At 35.2% G+C, this 15,531-nt stretch carries 24 protein-coding genes; 13 read left to right on the top strand and 11 right to left on the bottom strand.

Features of this window, described 5'->3' with window-relative positions; translation table 11 throughout:
* Window positions 1-4 precede the first annotated feature (4 nt).
* Window positions 5-361: a Na-translocating system protein MpsC family protein gene (locus BK579_RS06930; RefSeq protein ID WP_078544498.1), complete on the top strand. Its 357-nt coding sequence runs from the start codon at window positions 5-7 to the stop codon at window positions 359-361.
* Window positions 362-516: 155 nt separating this feature from the next.
* Window positions 517-2,877: an FdhF/YdeP family oxidoreductase gene (locus tag BK579_RS06925; RefSeq protein WP_078544497.1), complete on the top strand. Its 2,361-nt coding sequence runs from the start codon at window positions 517-519 to the stop codon at window positions 2,875-2,877.
* Between the two features lie 764 nt (window positions 2,878-3,641).
* On the opposite strand, the gene BK579_RS25515 is transcribed toward BK579_RS06925, so the two are convergent.
* The 5 genes from BK579_RS25515 to BK579_RS06905 form a co-directional block, all read right to left on the bottom strand.
* Complete coding sequence (locus tag BK579_RS25515) at window positions 3,642-3,809, bottom strand: hypothetical protein (protein ID WP_169891084.1); 168 nt, start codon at window positions 3,807-3,809, stop codon at window positions 3,642-3,644.
* A gap of 83 nt (window positions 3,810-3,892) precedes the next feature.
* Window positions 3,893-4,204, bottom strand: coding sequence for a DUF5634 family protein (locus tag BK579_RS06920; RefSeq protein WP_078544496.1), 312 nt, complete (start codon window positions 4,202-4,204; stop codon window positions 3,893-3,895).
* A 99-nt stretch (window positions 4,205-4,303) separates the two neighbouring features.
* Entirely contained in the window at window positions 4,304-4,705 is a 402-nt protein-coding gene (locus tag BK579_RS06915; RefSeq protein ID WP_078544495.1) for a hypothetical protein, read from the bottom strand.
* A 21-nt stretch (window positions 4,706-4,726) separates the two neighbouring features.
* Window positions 4,727-4,930 carry a hypothetical protein gene (locus BK579_RS25245; RefSeq protein WP_139365058.1) on the bottom strand — a complete coding sequence of 68 codons (204 nt, stop codon included), beginning with the start codon at window positions 4,928-4,930 and terminating at the stop codon, window positions 4,727-4,729.
* Window positions 4,931-5,100: 170 nt separating this feature from the next.
* Window positions 5,101-5,205, bottom strand: coding sequence for a YjcZ family sporulation protein (locus tag BK579_RS06905; RefSeq protein ID WP_078544493.1), 105 nt, complete (start codon window positions 5,203-5,205; stop codon window positions 5,101-5,103).
* 173 nt (window positions 5,206-5,378) lie between these two features.
* Here BK579_RS06905 and BK579_RS06900 point away from each other — a divergent pair, with 173 nt between their 5' ends.
* From BK579_RS06900 to BK579_RS06875, 7 genes are all read left to right on the top strand, one after another.
* Window positions 5,379-5,741 (top strand): four-helix bundle copper-binding protein, encoded by a 363-nt coding sequence (locus BK579_RS06900; protein WP_078544492.1) that lies wholly within the window; start codon window positions 5,379-5,381, stop codon window positions 5,739-5,741.
* A 671-nt stretch (window positions 5,742-6,412) separates the two neighbouring features.
* The gene (locus BK579_RS06895) at window positions 6,413-6,661 is read left to right on the top strand and encodes a stage VI sporulation protein F (protein WP_407936243.1); all 249 of its coding nucleotides are present in this window, start codon (window positions 6,413-6,415) and stop codon (window positions 6,659-6,661) included.
* 144 nt (window positions 6,662-6,805) lie between these two features.
* Window positions 6,806-6,946 carry a sporulation protein YjcZ gene (locus tag BK579_RS25240; protein ID WP_407936242.1) on the top strand — a complete coding sequence of 47 codons (141 nt, stop codon included), beginning with the start codon at window positions 6,806-6,808 and terminating at the stop codon, window positions 6,944-6,946.
* A gap of 152 nt (window positions 6,947-7,098) precedes the next feature.
* On the top strand, window positions 7,099-7,206 hold the full coding sequence (locus tag BK579_RS06890) for a YjcZ family sporulation protein (RefSeq protein WP_078544490.1): 108 nt from the start codon (window positions 7,099-7,101) through the stop codon (window positions 7,204-7,206).
* A gap of 40 nt (window positions 7,207-7,246) precedes the next feature.
* Complete coding sequence (locus tag BK579_RS06885; RefSeq protein ID WP_078544489.1) at window positions 7,247-7,357, top strand: YjcZ family sporulation protein; 111 nt, start codon at window positions 7,247-7,249, stop codon at window positions 7,355-7,357.
* A 41-nt stretch (window positions 7,358-7,398) separates the two neighbouring features.
* Window positions 7,399-7,515, top strand: coding sequence for a YjcZ family sporulation protein (locus BK579_RS06880; RefSeq protein WP_078544488.1), 117 nt, complete (start codon window positions 7,399-7,401; stop codon window positions 7,513-7,515).
* A gap of 548 nt (window positions 7,516-8,063) precedes the next feature.
* Window positions 8,064-8,225, top strand: a complete 162-nt coding sequence (locus BK579_RS06875) for a YjcZ family sporulation protein (protein WP_078544487.1) — start codon at window positions 8,064-8,066, stop codon at window positions 8,223-8,225.
* A 124-nt stretch (window positions 8,226-8,349) separates the two neighbouring features.
* On the opposite strand, the gene BK579_RS25510 is transcribed toward BK579_RS06875, so the two are convergent.
* The 4 genes from BK579_RS25510 to BK579_RS06860 form a co-directional block, all read right to left on the bottom strand.
* Window positions 8,350-8,505 carry a hypothetical protein gene (locus tag BK579_RS25510; RefSeq protein ID WP_169891083.1) on the bottom strand — a complete coding sequence of 52 codons (156 nt, stop codon included), beginning with the start codon at window positions 8,503-8,505 and terminating at the stop codon, window positions 8,350-8,352.
* Between the two features lie 348 nt (window positions 8,506-8,853).
* Complete coding sequence (locus tag BK579_RS06870; RefSeq protein WP_078544486.1) at window positions 8,854-10,179, bottom strand: MFS transporter; 1,326 nt, start codon at window positions 10,177-10,179, stop codon at window positions 8,854-8,856.
* 39 nt (window positions 10,180-10,218) lie between these two features.
* Complete coding sequence (locus tag BK579_RS06865) at window positions 10,219-10,785, bottom strand: hypothetical protein (protein ID WP_078544485.1); 567 nt, start codon at window positions 10,783-10,785, stop codon at window positions 10,219-10,221.
* 162 nt (window positions 10,786-10,947) lie between these two features.
* Window positions 10,948-11,241 (bottom strand): dehydroquinate synthase/iron-containing alcohol dehydrogenase family protein, encoded by a 294-nt coding sequence (locus tag BK579_RS06860; RefSeq protein ID WP_204524689.1) that lies wholly within the window; start codon window positions 11,239-11,241, stop codon window positions 10,948-10,950.
* A gap of 404 nt (window positions 11,242-11,645) precedes the next feature.
* Between BK579_RS06860 and fadH the strand changes: the two genes are divergently transcribed.
* A complete protein-coding gene (gene fadH / locus BK579_RS06855; RefSeq protein WP_078544483.1) occupies window positions 11,646-12,416 on the top strand; it encodes a 2,4-dienoyl-CoA reductase in 771 nt (256 codons plus the stop codon).
* Between the two features lie 89 nt (window positions 12,417-12,505).
* On the opposite strand, the gene BK579_RS06850 is transcribed toward fadH, so the two are convergent.
* Window positions 12,506-13,036, bottom strand: a complete 531-nt coding sequence (locus BK579_RS06850; protein WP_407936268.1) for a phosphotransferase enzyme family protein — start codon at window positions 13,034-13,036, stop codon at window positions 12,506-12,508.
* Between the two features lie 155 nt (window positions 13,037-13,191).
* On the opposite strand from BK579_RS06850, the gene BK579_RS06845 reads away from it, so the two are divergent.
* Genes BK579_RS06845 through BK579_RS06835 form a run of 3 tightly spaced genes read left to right on the top strand, consistent with a single transcriptional unit; the run spans window position 13,192 to window position 14,820 of the window.
* Window positions 13,192-13,476 carry a thiamine-binding protein gene (locus tag BK579_RS06845; protein WP_078544481.1) on the top strand — a complete coding sequence of 95 codons (285 nt, stop codon included), beginning with the start codon at window positions 13,192-13,194 and terminating at the stop codon, window positions 13,474-13,476.
* A 53-nt stretch (window positions 13,477-13,529) separates the two neighbouring features.
* A complete protein-coding gene (locus BK579_RS06840) occupies window positions 13,530-14,435 on the top strand; it encodes a mechanosensitive ion channel family protein (protein WP_078544480.1) in 906 nt (301 codons plus the stop codon).
* Complete coding sequence (locus BK579_RS06835) at window positions 14,410-14,820, top strand: DUF2188 domain-containing protein (RefSeq protein WP_235848361.1); 411 nt, start codon at window positions 14,410-14,412, stop codon at window positions 14,818-14,820. The genes BK579_RS06840 and BK579_RS06835 overlap by 26 nt, the downstream gene beginning before the upstream one ends.
* A gap of 142 nt (window positions 14,821-14,962) precedes the next feature.
* Here the strand turns inward: BK579_RS06835 and hxlB are convergent, their stop codons facing one another.
* Window positions 14,963-15,517: a 6-phospho-3-hexuloisomerase gene (hxlB, locus tag BK579_RS06830; protein WP_078544479.1), complete on the bottom strand. Its 555-nt coding sequence runs from the start codon at window positions 15,515-15,517 to the stop codon at window positions 14,963-14,965.
* Between the last annotated feature and the right edge of the window lie 14 nt (window positions 15,518-15,531).

The following is a 15,531-nucleotide window of genomic DNA, read 5'->3' as shown; positions in this document are numbered from 1 at the left end:
AGAAATGAATAAATATGAAGCCGAATTTAGCAATTTGGTACGAGCCTTCAGAAAAAAACATATGGGCAAAGGGCCTAGTAAGATTACAACCACTTTTTGTAAAAAGTGGGCGATATGTGAAATGGAAGGTAATCTCTCCCCTGTTGAAAAATTTATTGCAACCGGTGAAGATGGTAAACAAATGCTAAGAGCCGCTAGAACTGAAATGGTCAAAGAACTATATCGCAAAACACCTCCTGTTGAGATGGAGGAATTGTTACAATGTAAGTTTATAGAACTTTTTGTTGATATTGATATAGAAAAAGATTTTGGGATGTCAATCTTCGTGTTTGATGAAGACATCGAACAAAAGTTTTCTTAAGAAAATAATTAGGTTTGGCACTTAGTAGCGACCCTGCAAAAGACTTAACCACTGTATTCGCTCTAATAATGGGTATACAGTGGTTTTTTTTATAGTAAATATTATTAATAACTTAAATAGACTACAAATCAAACAAAATTAGGAGTTGATAGATCATGGGAGATACAAAACATCAAGGACCAATTAAGGCTACAAAAGCAATCCGTCCTGAATTTTGGGTGAGCCCTGTTCCATTTGGTCTTGGCAAAGTAAAGCCGCAACACTTCCGCGATACTGGAAAAATCATATGGGAAAATAGAGATAACCTTGCATACGCCGGAAAAATCCTTACAAAAGGTGTATGCGATGGATGTGCATTAGGCGTTTCAGGTCTTTATGACCAAACTCTTAAAGGTCCACATGCCTGTACTACACGATTCAATGTGTTACGTTTAAATACAGCTCCTGCCATTAAAGCAGATATCTTACATTCTGACATTGATGAATTAAGGAAATATGACAGTACGGAACTAAGAAAGTTAGGTCGTATTCCTTACCCACTTATCCGTCGTAAAGGTGAAAGAACATTTTCTCGTTTAACTTGGGATGAAGCAATGACAATGATTGCTGATAAAATGAAGAAGTTAAATCCAAGAAACTATGCGTTCTACCTTACTTCTAGAGGTATTACAAATGAATCTTATTATGTAGCTGCTAAGGTATCACGTTTTCTAGGAGCTAACAATATTGACAATGCTTCACGTATTTGCCACGCTCCAAGTAAAACTGCTCTGAAGCGTTCTATTGGTGTTGGTGCCTCTACTTCAAATTATCAAGATTGGTTTGGTGCAGATGTTCTATTATTCTTTGGTAGTGTAGCGTCAAATGCTTCTCCTGTTTCAACAAAATACATGCTTGAAGCAAAGAAACGCGGTGCTAAAATCATTGTTGTGAATCCTTACAAAGAACCAGCAATGGATCAATATTGGATTCCTTCTAATGCAGAGTCTGCTTTATTTGGAACAAAAGTGGCAGATGATTTCTATCAAGTAAATATTGGTGGAGATATTGCTTTCATGCACGGTATCATCAAGCACTGGTTTGATATGGAAAAAAACAAATACGGCTCCGCAATTAATCATGAGTTCGTTCAAGAACATGTGAATCATTATAAAGAATTAAAAGGTCATGTGCAAAAACAATCCTGGAATTCTATTATAAAATCTTCAGGAATTACAAAAGAAAGAATTATCGAATTATCAGAGCTTTTAGCAAAAAGCAAAAACGCAGTTTATATTTGGGCATTAGGGTTAACAATGCATACTTTTGCAACAGACAATATCTCTCAAGTTGCTAATCTAGCATTACTACGTGGACATCTAGGTCGAAGAAACAGTGGTTTAATGCCATTCCGTGGTCACTCTTCTGTACAAGGTGCTGGGGAAATGGGGGCTGATCCATTTGTTTTACCAGGTGGTGGCTTTGATGAGAAGAATATTAAACGGATGGAAAAGATCTGGGGTTTTGATATAGATAGATGGCAAGGAGACATTGTTGGAGTTACGCTTGAGAACATTGTCCTTCCTGAGGATCATGAACGCAAAATTAAGCTCTATTACATGTCTGGAGGTAATTTCTTAGAAACAATGCCAGACCCGGATTTTATTGAAAAAGCATTATCTGAACTAGAGATTCGTGTTCATCAAGATATTATATTAAATACGTCAACATTACTTGATGCAAAAGAGGCGGTTATCGTATTACCTGCAAAGACTCGTTATGAGCAGGATGGCGGCGGTACCTCGACATCAACAGAACGTATGGTTTATTTCTCTCCTCAACTTGATGGAAACAAAAACCATATTGAGGAAGCCCGCTCAGAATGGAAAATTTATGTCGATCTCGCGAAACGTGTTAATCCTGACAAAGCCCATTTAATTAATTTTAAATCAGGCCAAGAAATTCGTGATGAAATTGCCATTACTAACACTGATTATGAGGGAATTCAACACTTAAAGAAACAAGGTGATGTATTCCAGTGGGGTGGTGCTTGGTTATGTGAAGATGGAGTATGCCCAACTCCGGACGGAAAAGGCAACTTAATTTCTGTTGATATTCCAGACTTACACAAAAAAGAAGGCCAATTTGTTCTTACTACTCGTCGTGGGAAGCAATTTAACTCAATGGTCTATAAAGACAAGGATCCATTTAACAATTCTGAGCGCTATGATGTGCTCATTAGTAAAGATGATGCTCATAAGTTAAGTATTGCTGAAGGTGAAGGTGTAGTTGTTTATAATGGCTATGGGGTTTTCCAAGGAAAAGCTAAATTTGCAAATATCGCTAAAGGGAATTTAGGTGTTCACTTCCCTGAAGGAAACTTCCTATTGCCAAAGGGAAGATATGATAAATTTGCGGGAACTCCGGACTATAACATTACTGTTACCATTGAAAAGGCAGAGCGTTTTAATGCACGCAAAGATGCTCAATACTACGAAAAACGCATCGCTGATTTAGAAGTTGATTCTCCTGCTTAAACCCGAATGAAATATAAATACCAGGCTTTTACTAACGGGGCCGTTGACGGGGAGAAACAATTCAATAAGCTCAAAAATGAATTAGCAGACTAGTAGCATAGCTATTTTGACCTTTTCATTACTTTTAAGTCTTGATTTAATGGAATTTAACCTTAAATTATCAGGTTTTTGCTAGCCAGTTTGTCCGATGCATAATAATTTCTAATCAGTGTCAAATTACTTCACTAAATTTCCTGATAAAGTATATGTAAAGCATAGGAAGTTTTAATATTAATCGAGTGATCATAGATACTTAAAATAAAGGGATATTTCCCTTTATACTGCAGAATATAACTTGGTTAGGTGTAATTAAGGGGAAGTTTTTCCTTTAAGCAAAGCCAATCATCCTATTTTCATGTTTTTCAAGTAAATAACGGGAATTTTTACCTCTATATTAACTATTTTCAGTCCCATTCCCTAATTAAAGGAAGTTTATCCCCTTATTTTATCAGCCCATGCTGCTAATTCCTTCATCGGGATCCGAGGGTTTGCGTTTTTTGATGGCCGGGTGGGACCATAAATGAGAAATCACTTATCTAACGAATGAATGCTATGTTATAAGTAAAAAAGCTCGGTAAAATTCCGAGCTTTTTTACTATTCCAGGTGCTAATAGGGTTGTTTAAATTATATGCTTTTACCTGTACATTTCCTTTGTTAGATCCCATCTTCTCCCCCACAAAGGAGCCTCTTAGACAAAAATTTCGCGAGGTGACACCAGGCACCTTCACTCTTCTTCCTCCAACTGTTCCTCAATAAATTCAACACGTTCTCCACCATCTGATAATTCTTCGGAGAATTCGATAATCCCACGCTTATCTGATACATCTAACTCCCCTTCATCCTTTAGATCAACGACAGAAGAGGTAAAATATTGCTTTTCTTGTTTTTTCACTTTTGAGTTCCTCCCCATTTAATATTAAAAAAATTGTTTATAAATGTATCCTTAAATTCGACAAAATCCGAGTGGTGACACTTTTAATGTAGAGTTTTTTCATTTATTTTTTGAAATACTTCATTTAAAGAGCGATATCCTTTTGATTCTCCTTCTTCCTCTTGAATGGTCCATGTTTCTTCAGCTTGGGTTAGTTCTTTTTTGTCGTTTTTCACATAAGGGGTATTAATCATATAAACATGTCCATTTTTTCTAACGGTATAGCCCATATAATAGTGATTGCCTTCCCCCTCTTCCTCATATACCCCAATTTCTTCAACATCGAATTCATCCATAATTGAAGGCATTTGTTTTTGTAAGTCTCTTATAACCTCTTCTCTGCTTTGAAATTCCATCCTATTCTCTCCTTTTTTTCAAGTTAATTTTATAATTCCCCATTTTAATTAAAAATTGGCAAAAAAAATAACTAGGAACCTAGATCCTAGTTTTGGACTTTAAGAAGAGTTCTCAATATTTGTATTGAGTGAACCGATATTCCTTTTTTGTTCTTGCCTCACTCCCTGCCATACAAGGATGGATCCAGCTACTACGAGAATAGGCTCTAACCAATTGGCTTCAGGACCATTCGTAATTCTGTGCAGTTGGAATATCCAATGAAACACCACAATATCAAAGCTTAAGAATAATCCAGTTGCAACGGTAAAACCATTAAAAAAGGATGGGTTAAATATACGCTTAAAGAAAGCCATTAAGATGAGTAAGAAAAGAATTCCAAAAATAACTGCACCAATTCGTTCACCCGGACTTTCCGCTTTCAGCCCAACCGCATAGGCATCAATAATATGAAAGAAAAAATCCGTTAAAAAAAATGCTAAAACAGCCCCTAGAAATTTCAAAAAATACACTCCATTCACTTACTAGTTAGCTGTTCCACAGACCAACTCTATTAATTTCCTTTTATCTGTTACACTGAGTAGATTCATCTGCAAGCAATCCTCGTTGCTGCAATAATATCCCTTAACATTTGGGTTAATTAAATAATCATTTACAATATATTCTGTTACACTTTGAGGCAATCCACAATGCTGACATATGAAAAGTAAATTCTTTTCCTGTTTCATCTGGGCCTCACTCCATTTGCTTTTTTTACTTATATTATATATGACTATATTCTTTCTTGTAGGAAAAAATCCAATTATACATAATTTTTTTACATTATAATCTTCTATGTATATTTTCCCTAGAAAAAGCGCCTCGCATTTGCGAAGCACCTTTATACTTACCTTATCAATTAGTAACCTACATAAGCAGTTCCTACAATAATTAATAGGATAAATAACACGACAATTAGTGCAAAACCTGCACCATATCCACCTGTTGCTACTGAACCACTCATAAAAACACCTCCATTAACTGGATTCTCTATACCATATGTAATAACACTTAAACTTGATACAGATAACTGTCCATTTAGATAATGTACTTTAAATAATAATTAGGAAAACGCCTAGTTCCTAGGACAATTACCTCTGCATAGGATAAATGGATTTAAAAATAAGGAGGATACCTATGTCACACACTTATGGAACAACACCACATCTTCATTCACAAGTGCCTTATGAGCATCTGTTAAAAACTGTTCAACACTGTGAAGCTACTTGTGAACACATGATTAGTATGTTAGTTAATCATGAGGATGCTTTTATGAGAAGACAACAAATCCAGTTACTTAGAGACTGTGCAGATATTTGCACATTAATGAGTAAATATTTAGCTAGAGGTACACAGTTATCTAAATCACTAGCTCAATATTGTTCATATGTTTGTGAACTTTGTGGAAGCACCTGTGCACAATTTCCTGACCCACACTCACAAAACTGTGCCCAGACTTGCTTACACTGTGCACAAGAATGTAAAGCCTTTGCTCTTTAAATCCTTTAAAAAAGAACCTTATTAGATATATGGTTCTTTTTTGAAAAATTCTCTTCCCTTCTTCTTTTATCAACACAAGAATGAGACTAATGTTAGGCCATATAACCCTGAATAAAGAATGCACTTGGATAGTACCGTATTCTTAAATACCCATAAAAACCATACCCAAACCTAGTCTCTCAATATTCACTTGCCGAATATCTCTCTATTTAGATTCCATCCCTACACTACCAATACTTACTTTACCAATTACTTGGTTCCCCTTCATTTCCATCTACTCCAAACTCTATTCCAACCTCTATGAATCTTACCTTTACACATTAGACGATTTATAATACTCTCCTATTTTCATTACTCTCTGTTAAAAATGAGAGTGGACTCTTCATTTAACTTGGTTCCCATAGTTTCTGATATATAAGAACCTTATAGTAATTTCTACTATTTATGTTTTGTTTATACCAATCTTCTTCTATGTTCATATGATATATCAAGACTATTTCTAAAGATTGTTGCTATAGAACAAATTTATAGAGTTGAAATAAATAACTGTTTCTCTTAGATAAGAGTTAGGATCTCTGATCAAAAGAGAATTTATAGTGGTATACTCTAGCGGTTTAAAAGCAATAAAAATTAGGAAATAGCTTAAATCAAAACAGGGAGGGATTTTAATAATGAGTGATTTTTCAAAAGGAATTGAAAAGAAGACAGGAGTTAGGATGGATGATGTTATGAAGTTAGCTAATTCATTACAGAACTCTAATTTACAAGATGAAAAAACTGTTCGCAAACTTGTCAAACGGGTTTCTAAACTAGCAGGAAAAAACGTTCCAAAGAGTAAGGAAGACATGATTGTGGACTTACTCGTAAAGAAAAAGAAAAAGATTGATCCCGCTACGATTTCAAAAATGATCGGGAAATAGTGATAGCAGTATCTCTAGCAAAAATTTACTAATCAAGATCTATTAAATATTTGCCTATTTTTATATCAATACTGGCAAAAATCCTATCATCTATTAATTTTTTTCATAGAGTATAGTATAAAGCAAAAAAGGAGGTGACGAAATATGAGTTACTTCTATGGAGGAGCTGGCCACGGAGCTGGATATGGTTATGGCTATGGTTACGGAGCTAGTGCAGGTGGTGGATTCTTTGAAAACACTGCTAATAGTTTCACCTTATTGGTTGTTTTATTCATCTCCTATTAATTATAGTGGGATCAAACTATCCAATTGCACAAGAAGGACCAATTGACTAAATCAAACATACACCTATTTTTATTTAATTTATGATAGACACCTTTTCCACAATGGATGATCTTCATAGTCTATACAGATAGACTTAAGGAGGTGATAGATAAATGGGTTACTCATGGGGTAATAATTCAAATAGCTTCACACTTTTAGTAGTATTATTTATTCTATTGATTATTGTTGGATCAAACTATCCAATTGCACAAGGTTACTAATATAACTCTTTAATATATCTCTATAAAAGGAGGTGAGTTTATGAGTTACGGAGGATTTGGTAACATGGGGAACAGTTTTACACTTTTAGTAGTATTGTTCATTCTATTAATTATTGTTGGATCAAACTATCCAATTGCACAAGGTTACTAATATAACTCTTTAATATAGTCTCTATAAAAGGAGGTGAATTTATGAGTTACGGAGGATTTGGTAACATGGGGAACAGTTTTACACTTTTAGTAGTATTGTTCATTCTATTAATTATTGTTGGTAATAACTATCCAATTGGTGGAGGTTATGGTTACTAAATAAATAATGAGGCTACACCGTTTGATGGTGTAGCCTTTTATGTGTGTCTAGGTTAATAACCCACCTTGAACCATTAGCAACTATTATTAATAATAGTTTACTAAAGGCATATGATAGTTATTCAATTTTGTTAGTCCTATTGAAAAAAATAGACTACTATTACCTTATTCATTTCTTAAGTATTCGTCTGTAATAGAAGCCCAATAATTAACCTTTTTTTATTTTTGTGTACCCCCCCCTATTAATCAATAATTCGAGAAAACCTAGCAGACCCTTCTGTCGACTATTATATTTGATAACAAGCGCCTTTTTTAAAAAGTTAGTTCCTATGCCTGCACCATTTACTAGATTTTTAATAGAATATAGTATCCACCGTATCCGCAAGACTCATTTTTAACATCTCAGCGGAAAAACAAGAAGCCTCCTGCAACAGGCTTCTTGTTTAATTGTAAGATAACTTCCATTATACATATAAAAATTAACAACTACAGCTTTAATCTATACCATACTTTTAAAAGAATACATAATAGCTAAAGGAGGCTTAATAATGAGAAGTGATTTTATTCTAATTGTCATCTTGTTCATACTTTTAATTATCATCGGAGCTACTACCGGAACGAGAGGACTTCGTAAGCAAGAAAAACAATTAATTATCTTTGTTGTTCTATTTATATTATTAATTATTGTAGGGATCCTTTTTTGTTATTAAGAAGTGACGGGTCAATAAGGGATAAAAATAACCCCATCCTATGTTGAGATGAGGCACCCTGTAAAAGAGCTTATGAAATTATTTTTTCAAATTCAACAGCTGTTCAATCTTACTTACTTTCTTCTCAGGTAGAATCAACCTTCTTTTTGATTTCATCCAGCTTCGATAAAATCTTATTAGGTTGTTCAATACCGCCTTCTTTATAAATTATATCTCTTGGCTTGTAATGAGGTTGATAATAATGATTATATGGATATTGGGATTGATAATATCTGTTCATTTGGGCACCCATCCTTATTCGTGATTTACCCATAGGATATTCCCAAATTCCATTATTGCTTAGATTATATCCTAAATAGACATTTTTTCGCGTTTTACGATTATCTTTTTATCCACAATACAAACTGCATATTTAAAACACACATCGAAACCCAAGCCTTCAAAACAACTTTTCGTTTCATTTCTATTATTTAATTCTATTAAAAGCGCCCTTTTTGAGTTATTATGTCTTCTGCCCTCACCTTTTTGGCAAATATTAATAGAGTATAGTACAGCCATAACCAAACTGCAGCAGTCATAAACACTTCACGGAAAACAAGAAGCCTCTGCACTGGGCTTCTTGTTTCATTTATTCTGTTCTTGGTTTTTTCCTAAAAAACACCTCAGGTTCCCAGCTATTAAATGGGTGACTTCTTTGCTGAGGGGGCTCAATAGAGACTATTGGGGCATGTGAAGGCTTATTTTCTTTACCAGCGGCAATTCTTAGTGACGTATCAAGTGGCTGCCATTTCTTCAAAAAATACACGATCAGAAACAAAATCACTCCAGAGATACCGTAAACCATCCAGGGAATTGAACTTTCTCCACCATTTAGTCCTAGTAGCCTTCCCCCAATCGACTTCCCACCTGCTTCACCTAATCCAGACACTACATTGGATAATGCAAAAAATACACCTATTAACTGTGATGTTGATAATTGCGAAATGGTACTATCAATTGTTGGAAGAATTAACATCTCACCTAATACAAATATCGCTCCACTCATAACAAGTAGTGAAAATGATGTAGCAAAGAATAAAGAAGCAATGCCACCTGATATAAATAAAACTCCAATACTTAACGCTGTTAGAGGATGCACTCTATCAATGATTTTCTTGGTAATCAGAGTTTGGCTTAATATCACGATAAAACTATTTATCGTCCAGATCAAGGCAACATTCTTGGGTTCAGGAAGGATTGCTGCTGCCCGAAGTGGTAATGCAAGAGAAAGCTGTGCGTATAAGATCCAAATAAATATTGTGACAAAACTGAATACAAGAAAAGGCTTATTTTTAAAAATCTCCTTATAAGCACCAGTTGGCACCGGTGGACAAGGCATATTACCACAGTCTTTTGGCAAAAGAGTCCAACCAATAATTGCCCATAGAATATATATTACGCCTCCAATCCAAAAAATCATTTTGGATGTACCTACAATTAAGAAGAAGACAATTAAGCCAGCAGTTGCAGTTCCTATATTTGCGGCAATTCCTCTTAGTGAGAAAGCAGTAGTACGATTCTTTGAAGAGGCAATTGCTGCAATCGATGCTTTTGTTGAAGGTGCATTTAGTCCTGTGCCCAGACCTATTGTAATAGCCATCAGCAATAATAAAAGAAATCCTGCAAACACGCCAAAACCTATTATCCCTAGCGCAGTAATCAGTGCACCTAATCCAATGATAAATCTTCTTCCAATCCGGTCCGCAAGTACTCCGCCACTAATGCTTCCAACCTGAAAAGCAATCGCAATACTCGCTAAAATGATTCCGACCTGTGCAATGGAAAAACCATTATCAAGCGTTAAAATGATAGGTAGCATAGGCAGAATCATGTATGTTCCTAAATGTGATAATAAAACACCTGCTAAAAGGACAATTAATGTCCGATCCAATTTTCCAATTTCTTTTAAGCCCATATTCATTCATCCTTTTATTACTCAGGAATTTTCAAGCTTTTAATGATTTCTTTGATTGAATGTTTGGTAGCTATTATTTTGCATATTCATATACCCTTGATTAGATTTGTTCAGGTGATTCATGGATTCATTTTGCTCCATCATTGTTGCATTTGGATGTGTTAACCATCCTTGCTGCTGTGCTAAGATCTCAAGTTGACCCGCAATATCTAATTGTTGAAGTCCCATCTCAACATGAGCTCTTTTTACATGAGTATTTTTCATATTGGTAGCTGACATGAAATTTTCATTTGCCATGGCATTTGCAGTAAAATGTGAATCGAGTGCCATTTCTCTGTCTTCTATTCCAATACTTCCTTTTGTTTGATCCGTATAGAGTGGAATATTTTGCGGAATGGGCGGTAACATGACCTGATTATTTTGATTAGGATTTAGTAATTGATTCATCGCCTGTACGTGATTTTTCATCATCATAATTTGCTTTTGGAAAATGACCATCAATTGCTGGTTATTAACATGTCTGCTATATACTTCAAGCCTACTAATAACCCCTTTATGTGCTGGTATATGGTTAGCCATTAAGCCGACATCTACAGTCTTTAACATTATTTTACCTCCCCAAAGTAGTTTAGTTTCAATTTATTTATTCCCAACTATTTGTTTCTTATTAATTAGACGTCTAATTACCATGAAGATATTCTTCCATATTTACATAAGAAAAAGGCCTGTGGATTTTTACAGACCTACTTGTAAATGTATCCTTCTTATTTAATTCTTAACCTCTAACCTAACAATCTTCTCCCCAATCGAACGAATTAACTCAGGTGGAATCGGAAAGTTAAGTGCGGCGGGATCTGATGAAACTGCTACAACAGTCCTTTGTAAATCACCCTCTGATATCTTATAATGTGAAAAATCACTAGGTAACCCAGCTTTATATTGCAGCATTTTGATTTTTTCAATCACACCGGCAAATAACAATTCAGGATCATCCAAAGGGGTTTCGACTGCGAATGCTTGAAGCATCTCCATTCTTGCATCAAGGTTCTTCCCATCAGACACGACAATTGGAAGAATTTCTTTGAATCAATCGGATTGCATGTAGGGCATAGGCATCCGTTAATCCAGTTGCTGTAGGTGATTTCTTCTCCTCCTTCTGATAAAACAGCTAGATTAATAGAAATTTATTGAATAATTTAATAAACAACAGTAAAATGTAAGTGCTTACATTCTATTTTAAACTAGAATCAATCAGTTTAAATTGCTGAAAATATAGGAGGGATTCATGCAACCTCGATGAGTATTAGCGAATTTACCGCTCGTGATTATTTAACTTCTGTAAACCGAAAGCTAGGAATAAGACATCGGGCAGAAGCGGTAGGTGTTGCTTTAAGAACAGGATTGATTCATTAATGATTAAATTTAAGAATATTAATATGATAGATAAATAGAAAAGGAGGAACCATATGAAGGATAAAGTAGTAATCGTAACTGGAGGAAGTAATGGAATGGGAAAGGCGATGGCCAAGCGTTTTGCCCAGGATGGAGCGTTTGTAACGATTAGTGGTCGTGATCCTGAGAAGCTTAACCGTGCTAAAGAAGAAATCGAAACTTTTGAAGGTCAGGTCCTCCCTGTTGTCATGGACGTACGAGATCTTGAAAAAGTTCAGAGTATGGTTGATCAAACAAAAACTGCGTTTGGTTCGATTGATTATCTTGTTAATAATGCTGCTGGTAATTTCTTAGTTCGAGCAGAAGACCTTAGTCCAAATGGTTGGAAGGCTGTTATTGATATTGTATTGAATGGAACTTGGAATTGCACTCAGGCAGTAGGTAAGGAATGGATTAAAGAGAAGAAAACAGGGAGTATCACAAATATTGTTGCTACATATGCATGGACAGCTGGAGTTGGCGTAGTTCATTCAGCCAGCGCAAAAGCTGGTGTTCTCGCGATGACACGGACCCTTGCTGTTGAATGGGGTAAACAATACGGAATTCGAGTAAATGCAATTGCTCCTGGACCAATTGAAGAAACTGGTGGCGCTGAAAGATTGATTTTAGATGAAGAAGCAGTTGAACGAGTGTTAGCCGGAATTCCATTAAATCGATTTGGAAAAGTAGATGAAGTTGCAAATTTAGCAGCCTTTTTGTTCTCTCCTGAAGCACATTATATTAACGGTGACTGTATTACGATTGATGGCGGACAATGGTTGAATGGTGCCTCATTCAAATTTTAACTACTATAAACAAAACTAGGCTCACCGAATTGATTGCCTAGTTTTGTTTTGGACAATTATAAGCTGAAGAAGATAGCCACCTCATATTACTATAAACTGATCACTGGTATTTCATGTTCAATTCTTAGTCGATATAGATTCATGATTCTCATTTGTTCTTCGGTTATCTCTTCTTTGTTCCAATACATATGCATTAAACTGTATTCGAACATTTCCTTTAGCTTTAAAAACAGAGGGAGCTGTTCATACATTTCTTCTGAGATGTTATGCTCTTCACTATACCCCTCTACTAATGCCTTTGCAATGGAACGACCATAGTCTACCATACTCCCCTTACCCTGAAATGAAAACTCAAGGGCAGAGTAAAGTGGTACAGCCAAATCGTACATATAATAGTGCTTTTCGCAGTCCTGAAAATCAATGATTGTTGGCCATAACTCGTGTTCCACTAAAACATTTTCGAGCCATACATCTCCATGAACTAATCCATAGGTTTTGTCACTTACGGGAAGAGCTTTAATTTTCGAAAGTAGTTGCTCACAGTCTTCTCTAATCACAGTTTCTTCAATTGGAATATATCTCAGAAATTGAAATTCTTCATTTTCGTGCCAATGTTTAATAACATGGTTCGAATATTTTTGATTATACGTGTAGCCAAGTTGATGAATTTATTTTTCCAATTCCAAACACCTTTTGCCCCTCATCACATATTCAAATGTTTAACAAGCGCAAATGAAAGGTAAAAGAAGATAAATAGTTAGAAAGGAGCATAAAAATGGATACAATAACTGCAGGAATTCAAGTTTTACCAAACGGAAAAGATATGGATACAGACGGTGTTATCCCTAAGATTATTGAGGTTATTAAGAAATCTGGACTGAGATATGATATTGGACCAATGGAAACCGTCATCGAAGGAAGTTTTGATGAAGTCATGTTAATCATTAAAGCAACACAAGCAACTGCAACTGATATGGGAGCAACAGAAGTGTTAACCAATGTGAAGCTCCACTATAAGCCAGATGGTGTCTCAATAAACAATAAACTAACACACGTTTAACTTAATAAATAGTAGAATGATATATTTTCACTTTATTGTTAGGGGACTGTTAAATGGAAGAAAGCATCAAAGCGTTAATTTCTAATCCCTTGCTAATGAAAATAGCGATTGTATTAATCGGGATTCCACTCATTGTAATTATCATTCGTGTTCTACAAAGAAGTATTGGCCGTTATATAAAGGAACAAGATAATCGCTATAAAACACGTAAGATGATTAATATCTTTGGATATATAGTTACACTTCTTTTTATAGCAGCCGTCTATAGTGAGCAAATTGGTGGTATTACAGTAGTACTCGGTGTCGCTAGTGCTGGTATTGCCTTCGCTTTGCAAGAAGTCATCATTAGTATAGCTGGATGGATTTCTATTTTGGTTGGGAATATTTTCAAGAGTGGAGATCGCGTCAAACTAGGTGGAATTAAAGGTGATGTTATCGATCTTGGAGTATTACGAACGACCATTATGGAAGTAAACGAATGGGTTGATGGCGATTTATATAACGGACGAATTGTAAGAGTTGCAAACAGCTTTGTATTTAAAGAGCCTGTCTATAATTATTCAAATGATTTTCCATTCCTATGGGATGAAATCAAGATCCCCATTAAATATGGCAGTAATTATCAAGCGGCAAGATCAATCATTTCAAACATAGGTATAGAGATCACAGGAGATTATGCCGACAAAGCAAGAGAACATTGGAATTTAATGGTGCAGAAGTTCTTAATTGAAGATGCTAGTACACAACCAATGGTTACTGTTGTTGCCAATGATAATTGGGTTGAATTTACGCTTAGATATGTGGCTGAGTATCGAACGCGAAGAACAACGAAAGACTTGTTATTCATGAGAATTTTAGAGGAAGTAGACACTAGCTCTGAAAAAATTCAATTTGCCTCAGCTACATTTGAAATCGTTGAAGTACCAACTGTTGATGTCAATCTTAATCAAAAGCAATAATTTAAATGGGAAGGTGTTTTTATTGGTATGGACTAAAAATAATTACCCAGAAGCAATGAAAAACTTAACTGAAAATATCAGAAATAAAGCAATTGAAATATCAAATACCTTATTAGAAGAGGGATATGAAGAAGGTAGGGCAATTGCTATTGGCATTTCACAGGCAGAAAAAATGGATGATTCTTTCCGTGTAATGTATCATATTATTCCACAAGATGGTGAATGGGCGATAAAAAAAGAAAATGCTTCACATGCTTCACATGTTTTCTCAACAAAAGAAAAAGCATTAGAAAAAGGACAGTATTATGCAAAGACGAAAAATGCGCAACTAACTATTCACCGCCAAGACGGAACAATTGAAAAAGTACAAAATACTGGGAGTTGAGGCACCAATATTAGGTGCTTTTTTTTTAGCGTATGTACCATAACCTAGTTTCAAATTGCAATGTTATATGAAAGTACCAAGGCCAGTCTGCAAAAGGCTACATCAAGGGCTAAGTATTCCCATTGATCTAGCCTTAAACTACCTATTCTAAATTCGCATGTCTTCCATACATGTTTGTTGAATTTAAATCTCGTTTTTCCATAATTGCTAAAATAATTGAATCAAAGAATAGTAACAAAGTTTGTTCAAAGAGTGAACCCATTGGTTGAATGGTTTGAGTATTTTCCGCCTCGTCTTTTCGTGCTCCTGAAAGTCTTACAATACTATCAGATAACTTCGCAATGGTCGATTCAGGTGCTAATGTCACAATTGCAACAGAACCACCAATTGACTTTGCTTTTTCAGCCACAGCTACCAAAGTTTTTGTTTCTCCTGAGCCAGAAGCAATGATTAATAAATCAGTTTTTGTCATACCTGGTGTTGTCGTTTCACCGACCACATTTGCATCGATTCCCATATGCGTTAAACGCATTGCTAAGGATTTAACCATAAAACCAGAACGCCCTGCACCTGCTACAAATACTTTTTTGGCTGATAAAATTTTTTCAACTAGTTGAATTGCATCTTCATGACTAATCCTACCTACAGATTCGGTGAGTTCTTCAATTATTTTCGTTAAGTATTGAGATGTATTCATACTTTAAATCTCTA

Origin of the sequence: Litchfieldia alkalitelluris (assembly GCF_002019645.1) — a bacterium.
Taxonomy (GTDB): Bacteria; Bacillota; Bacilli; order Bacillales; family Bacillaceae_L; genus Litchfieldia; species Litchfieldia alkalitelluris.
The sequence above is the reverse complement of the archived record's forward strand: the minus strand, read 5'-3'. Positions and strand labels throughout refer to the sequence as shown.